This window comes from Sphingomonas longa (genome assembly GCF_016892685.1).
GTDB classification, from domain to species: Bacteria; Pseudomonadota; Alphaproteobacteria; order Sphingomonadales; family Sphingomonadaceae; genus Sphingomonas; species Sphingomonas longa.
In genome coordinates, this window is record NZ_JAFEMC010000001.1 from 403,504 (window position 1) to 430,365 (window position 26,862).

General features: G+C 65.9%; 30 protein-coding genes. 1 reads left to right on the plus strand and 29 read right to left on the minus strand.

Translation table 11 applies throughout. From position 1 onward, the window contains the following. Window positions 1-4: 4 nt before the first annotated feature. The 22 genes from ILT43_RS01940 to ILT43_RS02045 all read right to left on the minus strand — a co-directional run bounded on the left by ILT43_RS01940 (window position 5) and on the right by ILT43_RS02045 (window position 21,548). On the minus strand, window positions 5-1,642 hold the full coding sequence (locus ILT43_RS01940) for a ribonuclease J (protein ID WP_204193707.1): 1,638 nt from the start codon (window positions 1,640-1,642) through the stop codon (window positions 5-7). 52 nt (window positions 1,643-1,694) lie between these two features. Then, window positions 1,695-2,474 carry a type III pantothenate kinase gene (locus ILT43_RS01945; RefSeq protein ID WP_204193709.1) on the minus strand — a complete coding sequence of 260 codons (780 nt, stop codon included), beginning with the start codon at window positions 2,472-2,474 and terminating at the stop codon, window positions 1,695-1,697. 9 nt (window positions 2,475-2,483) lie between these two features. Next, on the minus strand, window positions 2,484-3,191 hold the full coding sequence (locus tag ILT43_RS01950; protein ID WP_204193711.1) for a biotin--[acetyl-CoA-carboxylase] ligase: 708 nt from the start codon (window positions 3,189-3,191) through the stop codon (window positions 2,484-2,486). 14 nt (window positions 3,192-3,205) lie between these two features. Beyond that, window positions 3,206-4,654: an NADH-quinone oxidoreductase subunit NuoN gene (gene nuoN / locus ILT43_RS01955; RefSeq protein ID WP_204193712.1), complete on the minus strand. Its 1,449-nt coding sequence runs from the start codon at window positions 4,652-4,654 to the stop codon at window positions 3,206-3,208. After that, on the minus strand, window positions 4,654-6,234 hold the full coding sequence (locus ILT43_RS01960) for an NADH-quinone oxidoreductase subunit M (RefSeq protein WP_204193714.1): 1,581 nt from the start codon (window positions 6,232-6,234) through the stop codon (window positions 4,654-4,656). Before ILT43_RS01960 ends, nuoN begins: the two co-directional genes overlap by 1 nt. 7 nt (window positions 6,235-6,241) lie before the next feature. Then, window positions 6,242-8,362: an NADH-quinone oxidoreductase subunit L gene (gene nuoL / locus ILT43_RS01965; protein WP_204193716.1), complete on the minus strand. Its 2,121-nt coding sequence runs from the start codon at window positions 8,360-8,362 to the stop codon at window positions 6,242-6,244. A 4-nt stretch (window positions 8,363-8,366) separates the two neighbouring features. After that, window positions 8,367-8,672: an NADH-quinone oxidoreductase subunit NuoK gene (gene nuoK / locus ILT43_RS01970; protein ID WP_055843615.1), complete on the minus strand. Its 306-nt coding sequence runs from the start codon at window positions 8,670-8,672 to the stop codon at window positions 8,367-8,369. 46 nt (window positions 8,673-8,718) lie between these two features. After that, on the minus strand, window positions 8,719-9,330 hold the full coding sequence (locus ILT43_RS01975; protein WP_204193718.1) for an NADH-quinone oxidoreductase subunit J: 612 nt from the start codon (window positions 9,328-9,330) through the stop codon (window positions 8,719-8,721). A 43-nt stretch (window positions 9,331-9,373) separates the two neighbouring features. Beyond that, complete coding sequence (nuoI, locus tag ILT43_RS01980; protein ID WP_055843617.1) at window positions 9,374-9,859, minus strand: NADH-quinone oxidoreductase subunit NuoI; 486 nt, start codon at window positions 9,857-9,859, stop codon at window positions 9,374-9,376. 2 nt (window positions 9,860-9,861) lie between these two features. Beyond that, a complete protein-coding gene (gene nuoH / locus ILT43_RS01985; protein ID WP_204196086.1) occupies window positions 9,862-10,884 on the minus strand; it encodes an NADH-quinone oxidoreductase subunit NuoH in 1,023 nt (340 codons plus the stop codon). Window positions 10,885-10,910: 26 nt separating this feature from the next. Next, complete coding sequence (nuoG, locus tag ILT43_RS01990) at window positions 10,911-12,905, minus strand: NADH-quinone oxidoreductase subunit NuoG (protein ID WP_204193720.1); 1,995 nt, start codon at window positions 12,903-12,905, stop codon at window positions 10,911-10,913. Next, window positions 12,898-13,110: a hypothetical protein gene (locus ILT43_RS01995; RefSeq protein WP_204193721.1), complete on the minus strand. Its 213-nt coding sequence runs from the start codon at window positions 13,108-13,110 to the stop codon at window positions 12,898-12,900. The genes nuoG and ILT43_RS01995 overlap by 8 nt, the downstream gene beginning before the upstream one ends. Then, window positions 13,107-14,408 carry an NADH-quinone oxidoreductase subunit NuoF gene (gene nuoF / locus ILT43_RS02000; RefSeq protein WP_204193723.1) on the minus strand — a complete coding sequence of 434 codons (1,302 nt, stop codon included), beginning with the start codon at window positions 14,406-14,408 and terminating at the stop codon, window positions 13,107-13,109. Before nuoF ends, ILT43_RS01995 begins: the two co-directional genes overlap by 4 nt. Beyond that, window positions 14,408-15,076, minus strand: a complete 669-nt coding sequence (locus tag ILT43_RS02005) for a complex I 24 kDa subunit family protein (RefSeq protein ID WP_204193725.1) — start codon at window positions 15,074-15,076, stop codon at window positions 14,408-14,410. The genes nuoF and ILT43_RS02005 overlap by 1 nt, the downstream gene beginning before the upstream one ends. Next, entirely contained in the window at window positions 15,076-16,368 is a 1,293-nt protein-coding gene (locus ILT43_RS02010) for an NADH-quinone oxidoreductase subunit D (protein ID WP_204193726.1), read from the minus strand. Before ILT43_RS02010 ends, ILT43_RS02005 begins: the two co-directional genes overlap by 1 nt. Next, a complete protein-coding gene (locus ILT43_RS02015) occupies window positions 16,365-17,225 on the minus strand; it encodes an NADH-quinone oxidoreductase subunit C (protein WP_204193728.1) in 861 nt (286 codons plus the stop codon). Before ILT43_RS02015 ends, ILT43_RS02010 begins: the two co-directional genes overlap by 4 nt. Beyond that, on the minus strand, window positions 17,222-17,812 hold the full coding sequence (locus ILT43_RS02020; RefSeq protein WP_204193730.1) for a NuoB/complex I 20 kDa subunit family protein: 591 nt from the start codon (window positions 17,810-17,812) through the stop codon (window positions 17,222-17,224). The genes ILT43_RS02015 and ILT43_RS02020 overlap by 4 nt, the downstream gene beginning before the upstream one ends. Beyond that, window positions 17,782-18,156: an NADH-quinone oxidoreductase subunit A gene (locus tag ILT43_RS02025; protein WP_239473850.1), complete on the minus strand. Its 375-nt coding sequence runs from the start codon at window positions 18,154-18,156 to the stop codon at window positions 17,782-17,784. Before ILT43_RS02025 ends, ILT43_RS02020 begins: the two co-directional genes overlap by 31 nt. A gap of 177 nt (window positions 18,157-18,333) precedes the next feature. Next, window positions 18,334-19,146 carry an inositol monophosphatase family protein gene (locus tag ILT43_RS02030; RefSeq protein WP_211534343.1) on the minus strand — a complete coding sequence of 271 codons (813 nt, stop codon included), beginning with the start codon at window positions 19,144-19,146 and terminating at the stop codon, window positions 18,334-18,336. A gap of 175 nt (window positions 19,147-19,321) precedes the next feature. Further along, on the minus strand, window positions 19,322-19,885 hold the full coding sequence (gene efp / locus ILT43_RS02035; RefSeq protein WP_204193734.1) for an elongation factor P: 564 nt from the start codon (window positions 19,883-19,885) through the stop codon (window positions 19,322-19,324). A gap of 52 nt (window positions 19,886-19,937) precedes the next feature. Further along, complete coding sequence (locus tag ILT43_RS02040; RefSeq protein WP_204193736.1) at window positions 19,938-20,525, minus strand: M23 family metallopeptidase; 588 nt, start codon at window positions 20,523-20,525, stop codon at window positions 19,938-19,940. 6 nt (window positions 20,526-20,531) lie between these two features. Next, entirely contained in the window at window positions 20,532-21,548 is a 1,017-nt protein-coding gene (locus ILT43_RS02045; RefSeq protein WP_239473971.1) for a L,D-transpeptidase family protein, read from the minus strand. Window positions 21,549-21,810: 262 nt separating this feature from the next. Between ILT43_RS02045 and ILT43_RS02050 the strand changes: the two genes are divergently transcribed. Beyond that, window positions 21,811-22,407 (plus strand): PEPxxWA-CTERM sorting domain-containing protein, encoded by a 597-nt coding sequence (locus ILT43_RS02050; protein WP_204193739.1) that lies wholly within the window; start codon window positions 21,811-21,813, stop codon window positions 22,405-22,407. 111 nt (window positions 22,408-22,518) lie between these two features. Here ILT43_RS02050 and thiE read toward each other — a convergent pair whose 3' ends face one another. The 7 genes from thiE to ILT43_RS02085 form a co-directional block, all read right to left on the minus strand. Further along, window positions 22,519-23,199 (minus strand): thiamine phosphate synthase, encoded by a 681-nt coding sequence (thiE, locus tag ILT43_RS02055; protein WP_204193741.1) that lies wholly within the window; start codon window positions 23,197-23,199, stop codon window positions 22,519-22,521. Further along, window positions 23,192-23,680: a hypothetical protein gene (locus ILT43_RS02060; protein ID WP_204193743.1), complete on the minus strand. Its 489-nt coding sequence runs from the start codon at window positions 23,678-23,680 to the stop codon at window positions 23,192-23,194. Before ILT43_RS02060 ends, thiE begins: the two co-directional genes overlap by 8 nt. Further along, window positions 23,681-24,592 (minus strand): class I fructose-bisphosphate aldolase, encoded by a 912-nt coding sequence (locus tag ILT43_RS02065; protein WP_204193745.1) that lies wholly within the window; start codon window positions 24,590-24,592, stop codon window positions 23,681-23,683. A gap of 23 nt (window positions 24,593-24,615) precedes the next feature. Further along, entirely contained in the window at window positions 24,616-24,945 is a 330-nt protein-coding gene (locus tag ILT43_RS02070; protein ID WP_204193747.1) for a type II toxin-antitoxin system PemK/MazF family toxin, read from the minus strand. Next, the gene (gene relB, locus ILT43_RS02075) at window positions 24,936-25,172 is read right to left on the minus strand and encodes a type II toxin-antitoxin system RelB family antitoxin (RefSeq protein WP_204193748.1); all 237 of its coding nucleotides are present in this window, start codon (window positions 25,170-25,172) and stop codon (window positions 24,936-24,938) included. Before relB ends, ILT43_RS02070 begins: the two co-directional genes overlap by 10 nt. A gap of 89 nt (window positions 25,173-25,261) precedes the next feature. Then, window positions 25,262-26,452, minus strand: coding sequence for a phosphoglycerate kinase (locus ILT43_RS02080; RefSeq protein ID WP_204193750.1), 1,191 nt, complete (start codon window positions 26,450-26,452; stop codon window positions 25,262-25,264). After that, window positions 26,449-26,859, minus strand: coding sequence for an MOSC domain-containing protein (locus tag ILT43_RS02085; RefSeq protein WP_204193751.1), 411 nt, complete (start codon window positions 26,857-26,859; stop codon window positions 26,449-26,451). The genes ILT43_RS02080 and ILT43_RS02085 overlap by 4 nt, the downstream gene beginning before the upstream one ends. Between the last annotated feature and the right edge of the window lie 3 nt (window positions 26,860-26,862).

Genomic DNA, 26,862 nt, shown 5'->3' on the forward strand with positions numbered 1-26,862 from the left:
CAGATCAGGCCTCGATCACCAGCACATCGACGATCGGCTTCTTGCCCGTCCAGCGCGTGGCGACGCGGCGCACGGCGAGGCGCACGTCTTCGCGCATCCGGTCCATGCCGCGGCGGTTACCCTTGGCGGCGTCGGAAGCGGCCTCAACCGCGTCGGCGATAAACGCCTCGCGCTCGTCCTCGACCGGCACGCCCTGCAGCTTGACCTGCGGCACGCCGAGCAGGCGACCGCCCTGCCCTACCGCAACCGCGACGGAAATCTGCCCGTGCAGCGCGATGCGGCGACGCTCGTTGATCGTCGACCCGTCCGACGGCAGGATCACGTCGCCGTCCAGTACCAGCCGGCCGACCGTCGCATGCCCGACCTTCTTGGCGGCGCCCGGCCGCAGCCGCACGATATCGCCGTCCGCCTGCACGATCGCCTGCGGCACGCCTTCGGAAATACCGAAGCGGGCATGCTCCATCATGTGGCGCATCTCGCCGTGGACGGGGATCAGCACTTCCGGGCGGATCCAGTCGTACATCCGCTTCAGTTCGGGCCGGCCGGGATGGCCGGAGACGTGAACGTGCGCCTGACGCTCCGTCACCATCTCCACGCCCTTGGCGGCGAGCTGGTTCTGGATGCGGCCGATCGCCACCTCGTTGCCGGGAATCTGCTTGGACGAGAAGATCACGGTGTCGCCCGCGTCCAGCTTGATCGTGTGGTCGTTGTTCGCCACTCGCGCCAGCGCCGCACGTGGCTCGCCCTGACCGCCGGTCGCGACGATCAGCACCTTGTTGCGCGGCAGCTTCATCGCCGTCTCGGGATCGACCGTCTCCGGGAAATCCTTGAAGTAGCCGCACGCGCGGCCGACCTTCAGGATGCGGTCGAGCGAGCGGCCGGTGACGCACAGCTTGCGTCCGGTCTCACGCGCAACCTCGCCCAGAGTCACCAGCCGCGCCGCGTTCGACGCGAAGGTCGTGACGAGGATGCGCCCGCGCGCCTTGGCTGCAGTTTCCGCGATCCCCTGACGCACGCTCGCTTCCGAGCCCGAGGCCTCGAAATTGAAGACGTTGGTCGAATCGCACACCAACACGTCGACACCCTTGTCGCCGATCGCCGCGAGCTGCTTGGGATCGAACGGCGTGCCGATCACCGGCGTCGCGTCCAGCTTCCAGTCGCCCGTGTGGAACACGGTGCCCTCCGGCGTCTCGATCAGCAGCGCCGACGATTCCGGGATCGAGTGCGACAGCGGCACGAACGTCACGCCGAAGCCGCCGACGTCGAACCGCCGGCTCGGCTCCATGATCTTCAGCTTGACGCGGTCGGCGATGCCCTCCTCGTCCAGCTTGCCGCGGATCAGCCCTGCGGTGAACTGCGTCGCATAGAGCGGCACGCCGAGGTCTTCCGCCAGATACGGCAGCGCGCCGATATGGTCCTCATGCCCGTGAGTCAGGACGATGCCGACGAGATCGTCGATCCGGTCCTCGATGAATTGCAGGTCCGGCAGGATCACGTCGATGCCGGGATATGCGGGGTCTGCGAAGGTGATGCCGCAATCAACCATCAGCCATTTGCCGCGACAACCGTACAGGTTGACGTTCATGCCGATCTCGCCGGAGCCGCCGAGCGCACAGAAAAGCAGTTCGTTCTTCGGAGTCATTCAATACTTTCAAAAAAGGGAGCGCCGGATGGTCGCCCGGCGCGGGCGTGGTTCAGCGGATATGGGCCTTATCCCACATCATCGCCAGCCCTTGAATGGTCAGATCGGGCTCGATCGCATCGAACACGGTCGTATGTTGCTTGAAAAGGTCGGCCAGACCGCCGGTCGCGATCACCTTCACCGGGCGTCCGACCTCCGCCTTCAGCCGCGCGACGAGGCCCTCGATCATCGCGATATAGCCCCAATAGATGCCGATATGCATCTGGTCGACGGTGTTGCGGCCGATCACGCTGGCAGTCGCCGGCGCCTCGATCGCGATGCGCGGCAGCTTGGCGGCGGCGGTGACCAGCGCATCGAGAGACAGGTTGATGCCGGGCGCGATGATCCCGCCCTTGTACGCGCCGGTATAATCGCTGACGTCGAACGTCGTCGCGGTGCCGAAGTCGATCACGATCAGGTCGCCCGCGTGCAGCGCATGCGCGGCGATCGTGTTGACCGCGCGATCCGCCCCCAGCGACGCGGGTTCGTCGACGTCGATCGCGATGCCCCATTCGACCGGCGCACGGCCGGCGATCAGCGCCTCCGTCCTGAAATACTTCGAACTCAGCACCTGAAGGTTGTGGAGCGCGCGCGGCACAACGGTGGCGACGATCACCCCCTGCACAACGCTGCGGTCATATCCCTCCAGCGCCAGCAACTGGCTGAGCCAGACCGCATATTCATCCGCGGTGCGGCGCGGATCTGTCGCAATGCGCCAGCGGGCACGGACGGTGCCGTCCTCGACCAGCGCGAAGACCACGTTCGTGTTGCCGGCATCGATCGCGAGTAGCATGCCTGTCCTTCAGAGCAGGAAAACGTCGGCCGCGTGGATGACACGCCGCTCGCCCGACGCCAAGCGCAGCGTCAATGCGCAGTCGGGATCGAGGCCGTCGAACAGCCCGTCGATCACCGTGCCGTCCGCCAGCCGCGCCGTCAGCGCCGTGCCGACCGGATGCGCCCGCTCCAGCCACCGCGCGCGCACTGCGGCAATGCCCTCACCCCGCCACCGCTCGACCCAGCGTGCGAACGCCTCCGCCAGTACGTCGAGCAACGCGGCCGGATCGACGTCGACGCCATGCGCCGCCAGACTGGTCGTGGCGCGATCCGGCAGATCGGGATGATGCGCCAGATTGACGCCGATCCCGACGATCACCGCATCGTCCACCCGGTCGAGCAATATCCCGGACAGCTTGGCCCCATCCAGCAGCAGATCATTCGGCCATTTAAGTCTCAGGCCCCCTTGGGAGAGGACGGGCGACGCTTCAAGAAAGACCCTGACCGCCTCCTCCAGCGCTACCCCTGCCACCAACGCCAGCGTCGCCGCCTGGGGATCGCTCCCGCGCAACCGCACCAGCGTCGACGCATAGAAGTTACCCGGAGGCGACATCCACGCCCGACCCTGCCGCCCGCGCCCCGCCGTCTGGCGCTCGGTACGGAGCCAGAACCCCTCCGCCGCGCCCGCTTTCGCCAGCAGGACGAGGTCGGCGTTGGTCGACCCCGTCTCCGCCACCGTCCGCCGCTGCGTCAGAACAGCGCCTGCGCCGCAGCCATCGCCCAGCCACCCAGCAGCGGGATCGCGAAATAACCCAGCGGCGAGATGAACACCGCCGCCACCGCGATCAGACCGCCTTGCAGGACCTCGCCCTCGAAACGGGGGAATGCCGTCACCGGCTCGTCGAAGTACATCGTCTTGACGACGCGCAGGTAGTAATAGGCACCGATCGTCGACGCCGCGATGCCGACCGCCGCCAGCGGGAACAGCCCCGCCGCGACCGCCGCATCGAACACCGCGAACTTGGCGTAGAAGCCGAACAGCGGCGGGATACCGGCCAGCGAGAACATGAACATCGCCATCGCCGCGGCCAGCGCCGGCCGCGTCCGCGACATACCCGACAGGCTGGCGATCGTCTCGACCGGCTGGCCGTCCTCGTCGCGCATCTGCAACACGACGAGAAACGACCCCAGCGTCATCGCGATGTAGATCGTCATGTACGTCATCACGCCGGCCACGCCCGCAGGCGTACCCGCGGCGAGGCCGATCAGCGCGAAGCCGACATTGTTGATCGAGGAATAGGCGAGCAGCCGCTTGATGTTGGTCTGCCCGATCGCCGCGACCGCGCCGAGCACGATCGACGCCAGCGCCGCGAAGATCACGATCTGGCGCCACTGGTCCGTCGCCGGCCCCATTGCCTCGATCGCGACCCGCACCGCGAGGCCCATGGCCGCGACCTTGGGCGCGGAGGCGAAGAATGCCGTCACCGGTGTCGGCGCGCCCTCGTACACGTCGGGCGTCCACATGTGGAACGGCACCGCCGAAATCTTGAACGCGATGCCGGCGAACACGAACACCAGCCCGAACAACAGGCCCATCGAGCGCTGCCCCGCATAGGCCGCGGCGATGCCGTCGAACAATGTCGTGCCCGAGAAGCCATACACGAGGCTGATGCCGTACAACAGGATGCCGCTGGCGAGCGCACCGAGCACGAAATACTTCAGCCCGGCCTCCGCCGAACGCGCGTCGCGCCGCATGAAACTGGCCAGCACGTACGCCGCAAGGCTCTGCAACTCCAGACCGACATACAGCGTCAGCATGTCCGTCGCGGATACCATCATCCCCATGCCCGCCGCCGACAGCAGCATCAGCACCGGATATTCGGGACGCAGATCGTCGCCGCTGGTGCGCTGGAAAAAGCCCGGCGCCATCAGGATGGCGATGGCGGTCGCGATGTAGATCAGGACCTTGGAAAAGGCGGCAAACGCGTCGGCGCGGTACAGTCCGTCGAACGCAGGCCCGCCGTTGCCGGCCGGACCCGTCAGGGCGATACCCGCACCCGCGAGGATCGCGACCGAGGCCCACGACACGAGGCGTGTCGAACCCGGCCCGCCCCAGGCGGATACCAGCATCAGGACGATCGCGCCGACACCCAGCACCAGTTCGGGCAGCGTCATCGCGAGGTTGGCGGCGTAACTCATCAGTGCGCCTCCCCGGGCGTCGTTTCATGCCCGGCGGCCGCAGCCCCGTGCTCGCCGCCGTGTTCCGCCGCGGCCTTTGCAGCGGCGGCCGGATTGCCGGCAGTGGGTTTGGAGTCGCTCGGCGGAGCGGCGCGGTCGATCCGTGCCAGCAGCGTGGCGACGTCGGTCCGCATCGGGGCCATGAAGCTCTCGGGGTAGACACCCATCCACAGCACGACCGCGGCGATCGGGGCGAGCAACCACAGCTCCCGGCTGCTCAGGTCCGGCATCGCGCGCACCTCCTCCGACGGGATCTCGCCATAGGCGACCCGGCGATAGAGGTAGAGCATGTACGCCGCACCGAGGATGATGCCGGTCGTGCACAGCAGCGCAGTCCAGGTCGACACCTGATACGTGCCCATCAACGACAGGAACTCGGCGACGAAGCCGCTGGTGCCCGGCAGACCGATCGACGCCATCGTGAAGAACAGGAACAGGATCGCATAGCGCGGCATGTTGATGCTGAGCCCACCGTAACGCGAAATCTCTCGCGTATGCAGCCGGTCGTAGATCACGCCCACGCACAGGAACAGCGCACCCGATACCAGCCCGTGGCTGAGCATCATGATCATCGCACCCTCGATGCCCTGCCGGTTGAACGCGAACAGGCCGATGGTCACGATCGCCATGTGCGCGACCGACGAATAGGCGATCAGCTTCTTCATGTCCGCCTGCACCAGCGCGACGAGCGAGGTGTAGATGACGGCGATGCTCGACAGCGCGAAGATCAGCCAAGTGAGCTGACCCGACGCCTCCGGGAACATCGGCAGGCTGAAGCGCAGGAAGCCGTAACCGCCGAGCTTCAGCAGCACCCCGGCTAGGATCACCGACCCGGCGGTCGGCGCCTGCACGTGCGCATCGGGCAGCCAAGTATGGACCGGCCACATCGGCATCTTCACCGCGAACGATGCGAAGAACGCCAGCCACAGCCATGTCTGCACATGCGCCGGAAAGTCGAACGCCTGAAGCCGGGGAATGCTCGACGTGCCTGCGGTCTGCACCATGTACAGCATCGCGATCAGCATCAGCAGCGACCCGAGCAGCGTGTACAGGAAGAACTTGTACGACGCATAGATGCGGTTCGCCCCGCCCCAGATGCCGATGATGAGGTACATCGGGATCAGGCCGGCTTCGAAGAACAGGTAGAACAGGAACAGGTCCTGCGCCGCGAACGTGCCGATCATCAGCACCTCGGTCAGCAGGAACGCCGCCATGTATTCCGGCACGCGGTTCGTCACCGAACGCCAGCTCGCGCCGATGCAGATCGGCATCAGGAACACGCTGAGCATGATCAGCAGCAGCGCGAACCCGTCGATGCCCAGGTCCCAGGCGAAGAAGCCGAGGCGCGGCCCCTGCTCCACGAACTGCCATTGCGCGCCGCCGATGTCGAAGCTGGTCCACAGCACGATGCCGAGCGCGAAGTCGATCAGCGTCGCGATGAGCGCCACGGTGCGCGCGGTCTGCGCCGGCAGGAACAGGCATGCAACGGCGGCGATCGCCGGAACCGCGAGCATCAGCGACAGGATGGGAAAGCCTTCCATCACCCGATTAACCCGCGATGGCCCAGGTGACCGCGGCGGTCAGCCCGATCAACATGACGAAGGCATAGGAATAGACATACCCCGATTGTAGCTTGGCCGCCCCACGCGATCCCAGTTGCACCAGCCATGCCGACCCGTTCGGGCCGAAGCGATCGATCGTCTTCTCGTCGCCGCGGTGCCACAACAGGCGGCCGATGGCGAAGGCGGGACGGACGAACAGCAGATTGTACAACTCGTCGAAATACCATTTGTGGAGCAGGAAGCGGTAGAGGACGCTGAACTGGTCCGCGACGATCGCCGGGAACTCCGGCTTGCGAATATAGGCGAACCACGCGGTGAACAGCCCGAGCAGCATCGCGATCGACGCCGACAATTTGATGATCGTCGGCACCTCGTGCATCGCGTGCATCAGATGCTCGCGGAACGCCAGCGCGCCCTTCCAGAAGGTCTCGCCCGCCTCCGGCTCGATGAACGCGCCGTGGAACGCGAAGCCCGCGGCGATCGCGCCGAGCGACAGGACGCCGAGCGGAATGAGGATCGGAACCGGGCTCTCGTGCGGGTGATAGCCACCGGTGCCGACCGGCAGGTCCTGCTGCGAGGCACCGTGCACGGAAGGACGATGGCCACCGTCCTCGGCCTGCGCCGGATTGCCATGCGCTTCATCGGCGTGGTGCGCGTCATGAGCATGATCGTGGCCATGTTCGTCATGATGTCCGTGCGCGTCGTGCAACGCGTGCTGGATATGCTCCGACGCCGCCCAGCGTGGCTGACCCCAGAAGGTCAGGAACATCAGCCGCCACGAATAGAAGCTGGTGATCGCCGCGACGAGCACGCCGACGAACCACACGCCGGCATTGCCCGACGCCCAACCCGCCTCGATGATCGCGTCCTTCGAGTGGAAGCCCGCAAAGCCGATCTGCGGCAGGCCGACAATGCCCGGGATGCCGACGCCGGTGATCGCCAGCGTGCCCATCATCATCGCCCAGAAGGTCAGCGGAATGCTTTTCCGAAGGCCACCATAATAGCGCATGTCCTGTTCGTGGTGCATCGCGTGGATCACCGAACCGGCGCCCAGGAACAACAGAGCCTTGAAGAAGGCGTGCGTGAACAGGTGGAACATCGCCGCGCCGTACGCGCCGACGCCCGCGGCGAAGAACATGTAGCCGAGCTGCGAACAGGTCGAATAGGCGATCACGCGCTTGATGTCGGTCTGCACCACGCCGCACGTCGCCGCGAACAGGCACGTCGCCGCACCCACGAACGTCACGACATGGAGCGCGACCGGAGACACCTCGAACATCGGCGACAGGCGGCACACCATGAACACGCCCGCCGTGACCATCGTCGCCGCGTGGATTAGCGCCGACACCGGGGTCGGACCTTCCATCGCGTCGGGCAGCCATGTGTGCAAGCCGAGCTGCGCCGACTTGCCCATCGCACCGACGAACAGCAGCAGGCACAGCACCGTCATCGTGTCAAAGCGATACCCCAGGAAGCCGATCGTCGATCCGGCCATGCCGGGCGCCGCGGCGAGGATCGCCGGGATCGACACGGTGCCGAAGACGAGGAACGTCCCGAAGATGCCGAGCATGAAGCCGAGATCGCCGACGCGGTTGACCACGAACGCCTTGATCGCAGCCGCATTGGCCGAGGGTTTCCGGAACCAGAAGCCGATCAGCAGGTACGACGCCAGTCCGACGCCCTCCCAACCGAAGAACATCTGGATCAGGTTGTCCGCGGTCACCAGCATCAACATCGCGAAGGTGAACAGCGACAGATACGCGAAGAAGCGCGGCTGGTCGGGGTCCTCCTCCATATAGCCCCAGCTATACAGATGGACGAGCGCCGACACCGACGTGATGACGACGAGCATGACCGCGGTCAGCGCGTCGACTCGAAAGCCCCAGGCGACGTCGACGCCGCCCGACACGATCCACGTCAGCACCGGCGTCACCGTCGCGACGTTCGATCCGGCGATGAAGCCCAGGAAGATCGGCCACGACAGCGCGCACGACGCGAACAGCGCGGTCGTGGTCAGCACCTTGGCCGGGAACGCCCCCAGCGCCTTGTTGCCAAGACCTGCGACGATCGCCGCGAGCAGCGGCAGGAATACGATAGCGAGGATCAACCGTTTACCCCTTCATCCGGTTGACGTCGTCGACCGAGATCGTGCCCCGGCCACGGAAATAGATGACGAGGATCGCAAGACCGATCGCCGCCTCGCCCGCCGCCACGGTCAGCACGAACATGGCGAACACCTGCCCGACCAGATCGTGAAGATAAGCGGAAAAGGCGACGAGGTTCAGGTTCACCGCGAGCAGGATCAGCTCGATCGCCATCAGGATGACGATCAGGTTCTTTCGGTTAACGAAGATGCCGAGCACCCCCATCGTGAACAGGATCGCCGAGACGACGAGGTAATGGACCAACCCGATCACGTGCGCGGCACTCCGCTGTTCCGCTCGTCCTGAGCCTGTCGAAGGATCACAGCGACACCCCCTGCCCCACCGGCGGCTGCATGTTGCGCGTGGAGTCCTGCGGGCGACGGTTCACCTGACGTGCAATGTTCTGCCCACGCACGCCCGACCGCTCGCGGTGGGTCAATACGATCGCACCGATCATCGCGACGAGCAGCACGAAGCCGGCCGCCTCGAAGATGAAGACGTAGCGCGAATACAGCAGGTTACCGATAGCCTGGATGTTCGGCACGACCGGATCGATCGGCGCGACACGACGCGTCAGGTCCAGCGTGCCGGCACTCCACGCGCCGACCGCGATGATGACCTCCGCCGCCAGCGCAACCGCGACGGCCAGACCGATGCCGGCATAGCGCATCACGCCAGCCCGCAGTTCGGCAAAGTCGATGTCGAGCATCATCACGACGAACAGGAACAGCACCGCGACCGCGCCGACATACACGATGACGAGCAGCATCGCGATGAACTCGGCACCGACGAGCACCATCAGCCCGGCGGCGTTGAAGAACGCCAGGATCAGCCACATGACCGAATGCACCGGGTTGCGCGACGAGATCGTCATCGCACCGGACAGGATCACGACGGCGGCGAACAGGTAGAAGGCGATGGCCTGGATCACGCGACGGCCCCCTTGCCCGCGCTGTTAAGGATGAGGCGGCGCATTAACGGTACGGCGCATCGGCGGCAAGGTTCGCCGCGATCGCACTTTCCCAGCGGTCGCCATTATCGAGCAGCTTGGCCTTGTCGTAGATCAGCTCCTCGCGCGTCTCGGTCGAGAATTCGTAATTTGGACCCTCGACGATCGCGTCGACGGGGCATGCCTCCTGGCACAGCCCGCAGTAGATGCACTTCGTCATGTCGATGTCGTAGCGCGTCGTACGGCGCGAACCGTCGTCGCGCGGCTCTGCCTCGATCGTGATCGCCTGCGCCGGGCACACTGCCTCGCACAGCTTGCACGCGATGCACCGCTCCTCGCCGTTCGGATAGCGACGCAGCACATGCTCCCCACGGAACCGCGGGCTGACCGGGTTGCGCTCGTACGGGTAGTTGATCGTCGCCTTGGCCTTGAAGAAATACTTCAGGGTCAGGGCGTGCGCCTTGACGAACTCCCACAGCGTGAACGCCTTGATGGTCTGCGCGATAGACATAATCAGATTCCCACCCGCATGAACATCAGCACGCCGGACACGAGGAACACCCAGAACAGCGACAGCGGCAGGAAGATTTTCCAGCCCAGCCGCATCAGCTGGTCATAGCGGTACCGGGGCACCGTCGCCTTGATCCAGCTGAACACGAAGAAGAAGAACAGGATCTTGGCGAACAGCCAGATGATCCCCGGCACCACGTAGAGCGGCGCCCAGTCGATCGGCGGCAGCCACCCGCCCCAGAACAGCGTCGCGTTCAGCGCGCACATCAGCAGCACGTTGGCGTATTCGCCGAGCCAGAACAGGGCGAAGCTCATCGACGAATATTCGGTCTGGTAGCCCGCAACCAGCTCCGACTCCGCCTCGGTCAGGTCGAACGGCGCACGCTGCGTCTCGGCCAGTGCGGAAATCAGGAACACCACCGCCATCGGAAACAGCAGCGGGTTGAACGCGAAACCGTTGACCGGGATAATCGGCCACACCGCGCGCTGCGCCAGCACGATCGTCGAAAGGTTGAAGCTGCCCGCCCACAGCACGACTGAGATCAGCACGAACCCGATCGCGACTTCGTAGCTGACCATCTGTGCCGCGGCACGCAACGCGGAATAGAACGGGTATTTGGAGTTCGACGCCCAGCCCGATAGGATGATCCCGTACACGCCCAGCGACGACGCCGCGAGCACATACAGCAACCCGACATTGATGTCGGCCAGCACCACGCCCGCCTGGAACGGCACCACCGCCCATACGATCAGCGCCACCGTGAAGGTGATGATCGGCGCCAGCAGGAACAGCCCGCGATTGGCCGCGGCGGGGACGATCGTCTCCTGCAGGAAAACCTTCAGGCCGTCCGCGAACGACTGGAGCAAACCGAACGGCCCGACCACGTTCGGTCCGCGCCGCAGCGCCATCGCCGCCCAGATCTTGCGATCGGCGTAGATGATCATCGCCACCGCCAGCATCAGCGGCAATGCGATGACGAGGATGCCGATGATCGTCGCCAGGAACCACGACCATTCGTAGCTCATGCCGACGGTCGTATTGAAGAAACCCGTCACTCCGCCGCCTCCGCGAAATCCTGTCCGTGGATCAGTTCGGCCGAGCAGCGCTGCATCGTCGGCGACGCGCGGCAGATCGCATTCGTCAGGTAGAAATCCTTGATCGGATAGCCGTCCATCACGCCCGACGCCGTCGCGTCCAGCGCGGGCGCATTCCATTCGAAGCGCGCCAGCCCCTCATGCCGCAAAGCCGGCACCGCCGTGTACATCTCCTCGCGCAAGCCCGCGAGGCTGTCGAACGGCAGTTTCGTGCCGACGACTTCGGAGAGCGCGCGCAGGATCGTCCAGTCCTCTCGCGCGTCGCCCGGCGGGAACACCGCGCGCTCGCCGCGCTGCACGCGCCCTTCAAGATTGACCCATGTGCCAGACTTCTCGGCATAGGTCGCGCCCGGCAGGACCACGTCCGCGGCCGCCGCACCCTTGTCGCCGTGATGCCCGACATAGACCTTGAACCCGCCGAACCGCGAGAAGTCGACTTCGTCCGCACCGAGGAAGAAGGTCAGCTTCGCATCCGCCAGATCGGCGATGCCGCCCTTCTGCGCGTAGCCGAGCATCAGCCCGCCCATCCGCGACGCCGCCATGTGCACGACGTTGAAGCCGTTCCAGCCGTCCCGCACGAGGTTGAGCGTCTCCGCCAGCTTCAGCGCCGCGCCGTGGCCGCCCTTCAGTGCGCCACCGCCGACGATCACCATCGGCTTCTTCGCCTCGCCGAACGCCGTCGTCACCGCGTCGGGCAGGTCGCCCAGCACCGACAGATCGGCCCCCAGCCACTGAACCTTGTAGGTCAGGTCCGTCTCCGGCCCGACCGCGAACACCTTCGCGCCGCGCTTGATCGCCTTGCGGATGCGCGTGTTCACCAGCGGCGCTTCCCAGCGCAGGTTGGTGCCCACCAGCAGGATCGCGTCCGCCTCTTCGGTGCCCGCGATCGTGGTGTTGAAGTTCACCGCCGCCAGGCTGGACGTATCATAGTCCATGCCCGTCTGGCGCCCTTCGAGCAGGGTCGAGCCCATCGAGGCCAGCAGCGCCTTCGCCGCGTACATCGTCTCGCAATCGACCAGATCGCCCGCGACCGCCGCGACGCTCGATCCGGCGTCCACCGCCGCGATCGCCGCGAACGCCTCGTCCCACGTCGCCTCGACCAGCTTGCCGCCCTTGCGCACGAACGGCCGGTCCAGACGCCGGCGGACCAGCCCGTCGACGGCGTGGCGCGTCTTGTCCGACGCCCACTCCTCGTTCACGTCCTCGTTTATCCGCGGGACGCAGCGCAAAACCTGACGACCGCGGCTGTCGAGCCGGATGTTGGTGCCGACCGCGTCCATCACGTCGATCGTCAGCGTCCGCCGCAGCTCCCAAGGGCGCGCCTCATACGCATAGGGCTTCGACGTCAGCGCCCCGACCGGGCACAGATCGACGACGTTGCCGCTCAATTCGCTCGTCACCGCCTCTTCGAGGTAGGACGTGATCTGCATGTTCTCGCCGCGATAGATCGCGCCGATCTCCTCCACGCCGGCAACCTCTTCGGCGAAGCGGATGCAGCGCGTGCACTGGATGCAGCGGGTCATGATCGTCTTGACGATCGGCCCCATATATTTCTCGGTGACCGCGCGCTTGTTCTCCTGGAACCGGCTCTGGCCGCGTCCGTACGCGACCGACTGGTCCTGAAGATCGCACTCGCCGCCCTGATCGCAGATCGGGCAATCCAGCGGGTGGTTGATGAGCAGGAATTCCATGATGCCCTCACGGGCATGCTTCACCATCGGCGTGGTGGTGAAGACCTCCTGATTGTCCGCCGCCGGCAAGGCGCACGACGCCTGCGGCTTGGGCGGCCCCGGCTTCACCTCGACGAGGCACATCCGGCAATTGCCGGCGATCGACAGCCGCTCATGATAGCAGAAGCGCGGGATTTCCTTCCCCGCGGCCTCGCACGCCTGCAACACCGTGGCGCCCTGCGGCACCTCGACTTCGATCCCGTCTACCTTCAGCTTAGGCATGTGTCGTTCCTGTCGCCGGCACGCGCGCCGACACGAAAAGGGCCAGCGCCACCAAGACCGGCGCGGCGATGGCGGCCATAGCGCCGCCCCAATACCACTGCACCGGCAGGAACCACGCCACGATCATGCGGACGAGGTACCCCAACGCAGTGATCGAGGCGACGAACAGCGCGATTTCCAGCAGCAGGTTGCTGATCCGCCTCACTCAGCGGCCTCCTGCATCGGTGCGAGGTCGCCCCCGCGTTCGTTGATCCGCCGCTCCAGTTCGGGGCGGAAATGCTTGATAAGGCCCTGGATCGGCCATGCCGCGGCGTCGCCCAGCGCGCAGATCGAGTGACCCTCGACCTGTTTCGTCACCTGTTGCAGCATGTCGATCTCGCCGATGTCGGCGTCGCCGGTCCGCAACCGCTCCATCATCCGCCACATCCAGCCGGTGCCTTCGCGGCACGGCGTACACTGACCGCAGCTCTCGTGCTTGTAGAAGTACGAGATACGGCTGATCGCGCGGACGATGTCGGTGGACTTGTCCATGACGATGATCGCCGCGGTGCCGAGCCCCGATCCGACCGCCTTCAGGCCGTCGAAATCCATCGGCGCGTCCATGATCTGCGCCGCGGGCACCAGCGGCACCGACGACCCGCCGGGAATCACCGCGAGCAGATTGTCCCAGCCGCCGCGAATGCCGCCGCAATGTTCCTCGATCAACTGCCGGAAGGGGATGCTCATCGCCTCCTCGACCACGCATGGCTTGTTCACATGGCCGCTGATCTGGAACAGCTTGGTGCCACGGTTATTCTCCGCGCCGAAGCTGGAGAACCATTCGGCCCCGCGCCGAAGGATCGTCGGCGCGACCGCGATCGACTCGACGTTGTTGACCGTCGTCGGGCAACCATACAGGCCCGCCCCCGCCGGAAAAGGCGGCTTCAGGCGCGGCTGGCCCTTCTTGCCCTCCAGCGATTCGAGCATCGCCGTCTCTTCGCCGCAGATATACGCGCCCGCGCCGCGATGGACGAACACGTCGAAGTCGTAGCCCGAGCCGCACGCGTTCTTGCCGACCAGCCCGGCTTCGTATGCCTCGGCGACAGCGGCGAACAGCGTCTCGGCCTCGCGGATATATTCGCCGCGGATGTAGATGTACGCCGCCCGCGCACGCATCGCGAAGCCGGCGACCAGCGCCCCCTCGATCAGCTTGTGCGGATCGTGGCGGATGATCTCGCGGTCCTTGCACGAACCGGGTTCGGATTCGTCGGCGTTGATGACGAGGAAGTTCGGGCGGTCCGCCTTCGGCTCCTTGGGCATGAACGACCATTTGGTACCGGTCGGGAAGCCCGCGCCACCGCGTCCGCGCAGGCCCGACGCCTTGACGACGTCGATGATCTTGTCTTGGCCAAGCTCCAGCAGCGCCTTGGTATTGTCCCAGTCGCCACGCGCGCGCGCCGCCTGCAACGTCCACGGCTGGAACCCGTAGACGTTCGTGAAGATGCGGTCCTTGTCGGCGAGCATCAGGCCCACTCCCCCCGGTAATCGTGGTTCGCGTCGACCATCTCCTTCAGGGTGGTCGGCCCGCCCGCCGGGCAGCTCGCACGACGGCCGGTCGTCGATCCCGGCGCGGGCGCCTCGCCGTTGGCCAGCGCCTCCAGCACCGCGACCGTGCGATCGTAGTCGAGGTCTTCGTAATTATCGTCGTTGATCTGGACCATCGGCGCGTTGGCACAGGTTCCCAGACACTCGACCTCGGTCAGCGTAAACAGGCCGTCCGGCGTCGTCCCGCCCTTGACCAGCCCGCGGTTCTTGCACGCCGCCAGCACGTCGTCGCTGCCCGCCAGCATGCACGGCGTCGTGCCGCACACCTGCACGTGATAGCGGCCGACCGGCGCGAGGTTGAACATCGTGTAGAAGGTCGCGACCTCGTACACGCGCATGTACGGCACGCCGATCTGGCGCGCGACGAACTCGATTACCGGCACCGGCAACCAGCCCTGCGTGTGCGTCTCCGCCCCGACCTGACGCTGCGCCAGATCGAGCAGCGGGATCGACGCCGACTGTTCGCGTCCGGCCGGATAGCGGCCGAGCACGATCTTCGCCTTCTCGGCATTCTCGTCATTCCACGCGAACGCGCCCCAGCGCGCGCGGGTCTCGGCCTCGTCAGGGATATGAACGGCGTCGGCCATCAGCGGTCACACTCACCAAAAACGATATCCATCGCGCCCAGAATGGCGGTCGTGTCCGCCAGCATGTGGCCGCGGCTCATGAAGTCCATCGCCTGCAAATGGCTGAACGCGGTCGGGCGGATCTTGCAGCGATACGGCTTGTTCGTGCCGTCCGACACCAGATACACGCCGAACTCGCCCTTCGGGCTTTCGGTCGCGACGTATACTTCGCCCGCGGGCACGTGATAGCCCTCGGTGTAGAGCTTGAAGTGGTGGATCAGCGCCTCCATCGAACGCTTCATCTCGCTGCGCTTCGGCGGCACCACCTTGCGATCGTCGCTGGCGATCGGCCCCTCGGGCATGTCGCGTAGGCACTGCCGCATGATGCGGGCCGACTGGCGGACCTCCTCGACGCGCACCATGAACCGGTCGTAGCAATCGCCGCGCGTGCCGACTGGAATGTCGAACTCCATGCGGTCGTATACTTCGTACGGCTGCGACTTGCGCAGGTCCCACGGAATGCCCGCCGCGCGGATCATCGGCCCGGAAAAGCCCCAGGCGATCGCGTCGTCGCGGCTGACCGTGGCGATGTCGACGTTACGCTGCTTGAAGATGCGGTTGTCCGCAACAAGCGAGATCGCATCCTCGAACAGGCGCGGCAGGCGCGTGTCCAGCCAATCACCGATATCCGCCAGCAGCTTCAGCGGCACGTCCTGATGGACGCCGCCCGGGCGGATGTAGTTATGATGCATCCGCGCGCCCGACGCACGCTCGAAGAAATTGTAGCAGTCCTCGCGGATCTCGAAGAGCCACAGGTTCGGCGTCATCGCGCCGACGTCCATCACATGCGAACCCAGGTTCAGCATGTGGTTGGAGATGCGCGTCAGCTCCGCGAAGAACACCCGCAGATACTGGGCGCGGATCGGCACTTCCAGATCGAGCAGCTTTTCGATCGCCAGCACGAACGTGTGCTCCATGCACATCGGCGAGCAGTAATCGAGCCGATCGAAATACGGGATCGCCTGCGCGTAGGTCTTGTACTCGATCAGCTTCTCGGTGCCGCGGTGGAGCAGCCCGACATGCGGATCGATCCGCGTCACGATCTCACCGTCCAGCTCCATCACCAGCCGCAGCACGCCGTGCGCCGCCGGATGCTGCGGCCCGAAGTTGATCGTGTAGTTGCTGATGGTGACGTCGCCACCCTCGCTGAACCCGTCGCCGCCCGACCGTTCGATCGCGGTCGTGTCCAGCACGTCGTCGATATAGGGGTCGACCGTCGTGGTCGCGGGCGCCAGCCCTGGATCGGCACTCATTCGTTCTGCCCTCCCAGTTTCGAGGGGATCACATCCGGGTCCTTCGGCTTCGGCACGGCGTCCGCTTCGGGAGCGCCCTTGCCGGTATCGGCCGTCGAGTCCGCGGTCGTCTTCGCATAGGGTTCGCTCGACGCCTTGGCGGGCTCACCACCGGGCTTCGCACCCTCCGCCTTCGCGTCCGCCTTCTGCACGGCATCCGCGCTCACCGGCGTCTGCGCACCCTTCGCCTGTGGCTGGGCAGCCTTCTCGTCGCCGGGCAGCACGTACGCCGCGCCTTCCCAAGGGCTCAGGAAGTCGAAATTGCGGAAATCCTGCGCCAGCGACACCGGCTCGTACACCACCCGCTTCTCCTCCTCGGAGTAGCGCAGTTCAGTATAGCCCGTCATCGGAAAGTCCTTGCGCAGCGGATGGCCGCGGAAGCCATAGTCGGTCAGGATGCGACGAAGGTCCTGATTACCCTCGAACAGCACCCCGTACAGATCGTACACCTCGCGCTCCAGCCAGCCCGCGACGGGCCAGATGCCGGTCACGGACGGGATCGCATGATCCTCGTCGGTGGCGACATGCACCTGCACGCGGTGGTTCCGGGTCAGCGACAACAGGTTGTAGACGACGTCGAACCGCTCGGCACGGCTCGGATAGTCGACCCCGGCGATCTCCATCAGCTGCTGGTACTCCAGCCCCGGCGTGTCGCGCAGCGCGGTCAGCGCGGGGACCAGCCCGTCGCGATGGACGTGCAACTGCACCTCGCCGACCAGTTCGACGGCATGCGTCAGCGCGCTGCCGATCGCCTGCGTCGCCAATTCGATCGTCTCGTCGTTCAGCGCGACGGCATAAGCGGGAGCGGGAGCCCTCAACGCTCGATGCTCCCGCTGCGACGGATCTTACGCTGCAACTGCATGATGCCGTACAGCAGGGCTTCCGCGGTCGGCGGACACCCGGGCACGTAGATGTCGACCGGCACGATCCGGTCGCACCCGCGCACGACCGAATAGCTGTAATGATAGTAACCGCCGCCATTGGCGCAGCTACCCATCGAGATGACGTATTTCGGCTCCGACATCTGGTCGTAGACCTTGCGCAACGCCGGTGCCATCTTGTTGCACAGCGTGCCCGCGACGATCATCACGTCCGACTGGCGCGGCGATGCGCGTGGAGCCGCACCGAAGCGCTCCAGATCGTAGCGCGGCATGTTGACGTGGATCATCTCCACCGCGCAGCATGCCAGTCCGAACGTCATCCACCACAGCGAGCCCGTCCGTGCCCACTGGAATAGCTCCTCGGTCGACGTGACGAGAAAACCCTTGTCGGTCAGCTCTCCGTTCAACCCGTCGAAAAACCCCTGATCGGGCTGGATGATCGACGTACCGGGTTCCGGATTGTTGACGAGGCCGATCGGCCCGGAATGCGCGGTCACTCCCACTCGAGTGCTCCCTTCTTCCATGCATAGGCAAGGCCAAGCGCCAATTCGCCGATGAAGATCATCATCGAGATCCAGGCGGTCCAGCCGAGCGAAAAAACGCTTACTGCCCAAGGATATAGGAACGCCGCCTCGAGATCGAAGATGATGAACAGGATGGCGATCAGATAAAAACGCACGTCGAACTGGCTGCGCGGGTCCTCGAATGCGGGAAAGCCGCACTCATACTCGGACAGCTTCTGTTCGTTGGGCTGGTGCGTGCCGGTCAGGCGACCGACCAGCATCGGCAGGAATACGAACGCGCTCGACAGCGCGATCGCGACGCCCAGGAACAGCAGGATAGGAAGATATTGCGACAGGTCGACCAAGGGGCTTCTCGCAAGTGCGAACGGATGGCGTCCGCTTTAGGCCCGCCCGCCGGGACGGGCAAGGCTGGGAGGGTGTGAGAATAACTCGCAAGAGGCATGCGATGCTCGGAAGCACACCTGTGTTGCCCACCCCGCGGATGGAGGAGCTTTAGCCCTGCCTTGACGCGGGCCGGCCCCTCAGCGCAACGCCCCCGCCACCAGCTTGTGCAGCTTGGAATGCAGCCCGTCGTTCGCCGCGAGGAACTCGTTGCGCTCCATCGGCCGGTCGCCACCGCGGAAGTCGGTGACGAAGCCGCCCGCTTCCTTCACCAGCAACAGCCCCGCCGCGACGTCCCACGGCTTCAACCCAGACTCCCAGAACCCGTCATACCGCCCCGCCGCGACCCATGCGAGGTCGAGCGCCGCCGCGCCGAAGCGCCGGATGCCCGCGACTTCCGGAGCCACCGCGCCGAAGATGCGGCTCCACTGCGCGAAGTCGCCATGCCCCAGGAACGGGATGCCCGTCGCGATCAGCGCCTCCGACAGGTCGCGCCGCGCCGACACGCGCAGCCGTTGGTCGGTGTGCCACGCGCCCCGGCCCTTCTCGGCCCAGAAGCTCTCATCGGTCAGCGGCTGATAGACCAGCGCGGTCGTGGTCTCGCGCTTGCCGTTCGGCATCGGCTCCTCGACCGCGATCGAGATGCAGAAGTGCGGGATGCCGTGCAGGAAGTTGGAGGTGCCATCCAGCGGATCGACGATGAAGCGCGGCTTCGACGGATCGCCCGCCACCTCGCCGCGCTCCTCCATCAGGAAGCCCCAGTCGGGCCGGGCATGGCTCAGTTCCTCGTACAGCGTCTGCTCGGCGCGCTGGTCGGCCATCGATACGAAGTCGGCAGGCCCCTTGCGGCTGACCTGCAAATGCTGGACCTCGTTGAAGTCGCGCCGCAGCCGCGGCCCGGCCTTGCGGGCGGCACGCTCGATGACGGTGAAGAGACCGGAATGGGAGGGCATCATACTTCCTTCGCCCCTCTCCCTTTGGGAGAGGGAGGGGCCCATCGCTCTTCAGCGATGGGAGGGTGAGGACAGCAAGGTCCTCGGCATCAGGCCGCGGGCAAAGCCCGCGTCGTCGGTCGCGCCGTGTGCGCCGGCCGGGCGGCGGAGTGTGCGAACAGCTCCGCTGTCCGTCTCACTCCGCGCGCCGCACGTAGGTCTGCTCGTACACGTCGACCACGATCTTCGTCCCCGCGGCGATATGCGGCGGCACCATGATGCGGACGCCGTTGTCGAGGATCGCGGGCTTGTAGCTGGACGAGGCGGTCTGCCCCTTCACCACCGCGTCCGCCTCGACAATGGTCGCCTCGATCGTCGACGGCAGCTCGACGGAGATCGGCCGCTCGTCATACAGTTCGAGGACCACGTCCATCCCGTCCTGAAGGAACGCCGCGGCATCGCCTAGGATACCGGCGTCGAGCGTGATCTGCTCGTAATTGTCCTTGTCCATGAAGGTCAGCGCCTCGCCGTCCTTGAACAGGAACTGGAAGTCCTTCGTATCCAGCCGCACGCGCTCGACGGTCTCGGCCGAACGGAAACGAACGTTGTTCTTGCGCCCGTCGATCAGGTTCTTCAGCTCGACCTGCATATACGCCCCGCCCTTGCCGGGCTGGGTGTGCTGAATCTTCACGGCGCGCCAGATGCCGCCTTCATACTCGATGATGTTGCCGGGACGAATGTCCACGCCGCTGATCTTCATGGGATAGACCTACTGGAAAGAGCCTGGAAGCCGTGCCTCCGTACCCTGCGATCTAGCGAGACGCGCCCGATCCGGCAAGCAGGGGGTAGGGATTGACGTCCTCTCCCTGCCACCAACGCTCGCCCGCCGCCATGCGCTGGACACCGAAATGGAGGTGATAATTGCCCGCGCCGGCGTCGCCAGTATCGCCCACGAAGGCAATCCGCTCCCCGGCCCTGACCCGGCGACCCTCCGCGATGTCCGGCGCGTAGCCCGACAGGTGGGCATAATAATACACCCAGCGTTGGTCGGGCGAGCGGACGTAGAGCGTCGTGCCGCCGAGTTTGCTCTCGAACAGCTTCTCGACCGTACCGTCCGCCGCCGCCAGCACCGGCGTGCCGCCCGGTGCCATGATGTCGGTGCCATGATGACCGCGCGTGCCGCCGCCACGTGCGTCACCGAAGCTGTCGGCGATCGCCGTTCGCGGAACGCCCGCGACCGGCACCACCAGCTTGCCCGGCGGCTTGCGACCGAACGGCAGCACCTGCTCGACCCGCTCGCGAACGGTCCGGCCGCCGCCGGACCCGAACGACAGCATCGACCCGAACGCCAGCGCGCCGATCACGATCAGCGCGAGAATGACCCAACCGACCCGCGACATCCGCCGTTACGCCCGGAATACCGCCTTGGTCCCGGGCTTGACCATTACCGACAGTCGCGCCGCATCCCAATTGGTCAGGCGAATGCAGCCATGACTCTCGGCGCGGCCGATCGTCTCCGGATTGGGCGTACCGTGAATGCCGTAATGATCCTTGGACAGGTCCAGCCACACGACGCCCACCGGCCCGTTCGGCCCGGCCGGCAGCAATTCCTTGTCGTCGCCCTTCTTGGCATCCCAGAACAGCGCCGGATTGTAATGGAATTTCGGATTGTAATCCGCGCCCTTGATCGTCCAATTGCCCAGCGGGAGCGGATCATGCTCCGACCCCATCGTCGCGGTGAATTGCGCGATCAGCTTGTCGTCCTTGTCCATAACGCGCAGCACCCCGTCCGACTTGTCGACGACGATATGGTCCGCTTTCGGCTGGTTCGCGTCGACGTTCAGCATGTTCAGCGTCGTGCGCCATTCGTCCGTCAGCTTCGCGTCATAGGCGCGGCTGGACGGCAGTGCGTTGGGAAACACCACTTTCGTGCCCACCGTCAGCATCGTCTGCGGCGAGTTCAGCGCCATGATGACGGCGGGCGTGGTGTGGAACATCTCCGCCAGCTTCTCCATCGGCGATCGATAGCCAAGCGTCGGCAGCTTCGCCTGAAGCGCGTAATCCTTGGGGAGCGGATCGATGAACGGCCCGGTCAGCGCCGCCTTGCTGAGCGCCAGCGTCACCGTCGGCTTGGCGTTGCGATACGCGGACAGCGCCTGCGCCGTCGCGGCATCGGTTTTGCCCGTCACCGGCAGTCCGCGCGATTCCTGAAAGCCCTTCAGCGCGTTGACCAGCGCGATCCCGCCGCGCCCGTCCAGCACGCCCGGCCCGAAGCCGAGATGATCGAGGATCACCTGCACCCGCAGGATGTCCAGATCGACGGCCGGTTTCGCCGCGGTGGAGGGCGCCTGCGCGCCGGCCTGGACCGCTACGACCCCCCCGAACATCGTTGCCGCCAGAGCGAGTCGCCGAATCGGATGCATCATCAGGTCCCTTTTTACCGTTACGCTGGCAGATCAACTCGCTAGCGCCCTCCGGGGTTGCATCCGGCCAATCGCCGGGTTGACCCTACGGCAACTGCGCCCCGACCGCCGATACTTTCCAAGTTCCCGTCGCGGGTCGAATTACCCGGTGTCCCAAATTGCGACACAAAGAACAGAATTCGTTTTTGATTGATTGACGAAGGATTAATGCAGCGTACATCGGCGGGATCGACACCATTGTTACTAAAGGGATTTATCCACAATGAAGACTGTAGCTATCCTGCTGGCCGGCGCTCTGATGACCGTTGCTGGCTCGGCTTCGGCGGCGACCTTGACGCGTGGCACGCTCGGCCAGGTCGAAACCGGCCGTACGCTGTTCGCTGATTACGACACGCTGACCCCCGCCCCCTCCGCGTTCTCGAACAGCTTCGTGTTCGGCCCGACCGGCGCGTCCGGCCAGGCTGCTCCGATCGACGGCAACATGCCCAGCAACTTCTACGCTGTTCTCGGCGGCGGCTTCACCACCTACACCTTCGCACAGCCGGTTTCGTCCTTCAGCTTCGACGCCGGTTCGCTCGACGCCTACAACTTCCTGACCATCAACTATCTCGGCGGCACGTCGCAGACGTTCGACGGCTCGGGCGTCGTCGGCCAGACGTTCCGCGCGATCTTCACCGCCGACGGCGCAGAGCGCATCGCCGGCGTGACGTTCTCGTCGGACCAGAACTCGTTCGAGATCGACAACATCGCCATCGGCGGCGCGGTGCCTGAGCCCGCCACGTGGGCGATGATGATCGGCGGCTTCGGCATGGTCGGTGGCGCGATGCGCCGTCGCACCAGCAAGCTGGTCGCAGCCTGATCGAGCGCGCCGGCGGCTCGCCGCCGGCCGTTTGAAGAAAGGGGCGTTTCGGTCACGGCCGAAACGCCCCTTTCCTGATTCTACGTCGCGACGACCGGCGCCGAAGCCCTATTATCTGGCGAGCACCTCGCCAAACGCCCGGACCGCCGCAGCCTCGTCTCCACCCCACACCGATCCGGACACCGCGAGGAAATCCGCGCCCGAGGCCACCAACGGCGCGGCATTGGCGGGCGTGATCCCGCCGATCGCGACCGAAGGCAATTCGAATACCGCCGACCACCACGACAGGATCACCGGCTCGGGCCGATGCTGAACCTCCTTGGTCGTCGTCGGATAGAAGGCGCCGAACGCGACATAGTCGGCCCCCGCCTCCCCCGCTTCCATCGCCAGATGCCGGCTGTCGTGGCAGGTCACACCGATCTGTGCGTTCGGCCCGAGCGCATCGCGGGCCTCGCGCGGGTCGCCGTCATCCTGTCCCAGATGCACGCCGTCGGCGCCCAGCCGCTTCGCAAGCGCGATCGAGTCGTTGACGATGAACGCCACCTCGCGGTCGCTGCACAGCCGCTGCAACGGCTCCGCCAGTTTCGCGGCGATATGCTGGTCGACGTCCTTCACCCGGAACTGGAACGCCGCCACCGGCCCCGCATCCAGCGCCCGCGCCAGCCGGTCCGGGAAGTCGCCCCCCACTTCCAGCGGCGACACGAGATAAAGCTGGCACGGCGGCCGGCGCTGGTCGCGCGTGAAGGACACGGCAAAATCGGGGTCGAGCGGGCCGAGAGGATCGTCAGTCATCCGCTGCCCGTACCCGCTCCAGCGCCGCAGCGAAACCATCGGGATCGTCGAGCCGGTGCGCGATCGCATCGATCCGCCGCCGTCCGAGCATGATCGGCTCGCGAAGCCGCACCACGACGTTCGGCCACGCGATCAGCGCGAGGTTCAGCGTAGCGCGCGCCTTCACCTCGGCATCGGTCCAGCCGCCGGGATGTAAGCTGTCGATGGCAGCGATCGGCACCGTCACGCGCTTGATCGCGCCCGCGCGCAACAGCGCAGCGTTGTGCGCGACCACGCTCGGCCGCGATCGCAGCGTGCCGATCGCCCAAACCAGCCATCCGATCGCCGTCACGCTCGCCAGCGACAGCACGGTCGCCACCCGCGGCCACCACACCGCCAGCAAAGCATGGACGACGACCAGCTCCACCAGCGACAGCGTCACCGCCACCCACATCATCGGCGCGATCGCGCGATGACAGGTGAAGGCGACGCCGTCGTCCAATCAGGCGTCCTCGCCCTTATAGATGGCGATGATCTTCTGGAGCATCGCGAGCGCCTCGTCACGCGGCCGCTGGAACGTGTTGCGGCCGATGATCGAGCCGTTGCCGCCGCCCGCCAGGATGTCGCGCGCGTCCTGATACACCGCGTCCGATCCCTTCGCCGCGCCGCCGGAGAACACCACGATCCGCCGCCCCGCGAAGCTCGACTGCACGACGTGCTTCACCCGGTCCGCCTGCTTCGACCAGTCGGTCCCTTCGTAGCTCTTCACCGCATCCTTCTGCTCGATATGGTCGGTCGGTAGCTTCACCTTGATGATATGCGCGCCGAGCAGCGCCGCCATGTGCGCCGCATACGCGCCGACATCCAGCGCCAGTTCGCCCGCCTTGGACAGGTCGCCACCGCGTGGATAGCTCCAGATCACCGTCGCCAGCCCGGCCGCGGAGGCCTCCTCGCGAAGCTCGCGGATCTGCTCCATCGCATCGAAGATCCCGTCGGATCCCGGATAGATGGTGAAGCCGATCGCCGCGCAGCCCAGCCGCAGCGCATCCTCGACGCTGCCCGTCTGCGCCTGCGAGATCGAGGTCGCCCAGCTGTTCGAGCTGTTGAGCTTCAGGATCGTCGGGATGCGTCCCGCAAACGTGTCAGCCCCAGCTTCCAGCATTCCCAGGGGAGCGGCGAATGCCGACAGCCCGGCGTCGATGGCCATCTGGTAATGGTAATGCGGATCGTACGCCGGCGGATTGATCGCGAACGACCGCGCCGGGCCATGCTCGAAACCCTGATCGACCGGCAGGATCACCAGCTTGCCGGTGCCCCCCAGCGCGCCCTGCATCAGGATGCGCGACAGGTTCGCCTTCACAGCCGGGCTCGTGCCCTCGTATTTGTCGAGGATCGTCTTCACTGCTGGTGTCATGATCGTGTCCTAAGCTACGTATTTCAAAGAGTAAGCCAGCGACGCAACGCCTGATCGATTTGTTCCATCCGCGTCGCGGAGGCATGACCGATGACGGTGACGATGCGATGACGCTGGACGGAGGTGATGCGATCGACCTGCACCTCGCACTCGACCGTCAGGCCGGTATGCTCCTGCGGGGAGATCGCAACGCGGAACAGCGCCTCGCCGCCGACGATATCCGTCAGTGGGCACAGCGTAATCGTCGCGTGCGAGTCGTTGAACAGTTCCGCCTGCACGACGACGCTCGGCCGCGCGCCCCCGCCGCCATCCGGCCCGGCGACCAGCACGATGGCACCGCGGATCAGCTCCACGCCGCATCCTCGCGCGCGATACCGTCCCAGAACGCATAGTCGCCCGCCACATCGCGCTTCGATGCGCGCAGCGACTGGCGCCGCGCCTCGCGCCGATAGGCTTCATCGTGCAGGTCGACATAGCGGCGCACCGCTTCCCGCGCGATGTCGCTCTTGCTGCGCCCCTGCGTGCGCGCCACCGCCGCCAGCCTTTCCTCCAGTTCCGAGTCGAGCCTGACGCCAAGCACCACGAGCCTCCGTTTAACGCGTTAAACGATAGCTCCGCGAGCCGTCCGGTTCAAGGGCCGCGCGCAACCGCTCAGGCAGACCGTTCCGATCAGCGGTACAACGCCGCGACTCCCGGCAGGGTCTTCCCCTCCATCCACTCCAGAAACGCACCGCCCGCCGTCGACACGAAGGTGAAATCATCGGCCACGCCTGCATGATTCAGCGCCGCCACCGTATCGCCGCCACCTGCGACCGAAACCAGCGACCCATCCTTGGTCAGCGCCGCCGCGGTCTTCGCCAGCGCGACCGTCGCGGCATCGAACGGCGGCGTCTCGAACGCACCCAGCGGCCCGTTCCACACCAGGGTCCGGCAATTCTTCAGCACGTCGCCCAACGCCTCGACCGCCGCCGGCCCCACGTCGAGGATCATCTCGTCCGCCGCCACCTCGTGCACATTGACCGTGCGAGTTTCGGGATTCGCCCGGAATTCCTTCGCGACGACGACGTCATACGGCAGGTGCACGGTGCAGTTCGCCTTGTCCGCCGCCGTCATGATCTCCTCGCACGTCGCCGCCAGTTCATGCTCGCACAGCGACTTGCCGACATCGACGCCGCGCGCCGCGAGGAAGGTGTTCGCCATCCCGCCGCCGATGATCAGGTGATCGACCCGCGTGACGAGGTGCTTCAGCACGTCGAGCTTGCTCGACACCTTCGCGCCGCCGACGACGGCGGCGACCGGGTGGTCGGGGTTGCCCAGCGCCTTTTCGAGTGCGTCGAGTTCCGCTTCCATCGCCCGCCCGGCATAGGCCGGCAGGACCTTCGCAAGACCCTCGGTCGACGCGTGCGCCCGGTGCGCGGCGGAGAAGGCGTCGTTGACGTAGACATCACCGAGCCGGGCGAACCGCTCGACCACCGCCGGGTCGTTCTTTTCCTCGCCACCGAAAAAGCGCGTATTCTCCAGCACGGCGATGTCGCCGGCCCGCAGCGTCGCGGCCGCTTCGTCGGCACCCTCCCAGTCGATGTAGCGGACATCGCGGCCCAACACCGCCGCATAGGGCCGCACCACCATCGCCAGCGACATATCCGCGCTCGGCACGCCCTTGGGCCGCCCGAAATGCGCCAGTACCAGCACGATCGCCCCGCGATCGGCCAGTTCGGTCACGGTCGCCAGCGTTGCGCGCAACCGCGTGTCGTCGGTCACCTGACCGTCCGCCATCGGTACGTTCAGGTCTTCGCGCACCAGCACGCGCCGGCCCTGAACATCGCCCAGATCGTTCAGCGTTTTGAACGGCTTGCTCATGATTCCTCGATCCTGATGAGATCACCGACAGCGATCCTGCCGCCGGCCAGAACACGCGTGCACGCACCCCCGCGCCAGTCCGGCGTCAGCGCGGCGCGAAGCCCGGGGGCCAGCACTTCCATCCGCTCGCACGGGTCCGTCTCGCGCGTGATTTCCAGCACCACGTCCGCGCCGATCGCCAGCCGGACCCCCGCCGTCTGCGGCAGGTCCAGTCCCTCGACCAGCAGGTTCGCGCGCCGTTCGAACCATGGGATCGTGCGACCGACTTCCGTCATCGCACGATCCCAGTCGCCCGCCTCCATCAACGTCACCTGACGCCGGCCCAGCCCGCCGGGCTTGCGCGCACCCCGGAAATCGCCGGCGATACCGCCGTCGAGCGAGACCTCGGCATGGTCGATGCTTTCCATCGG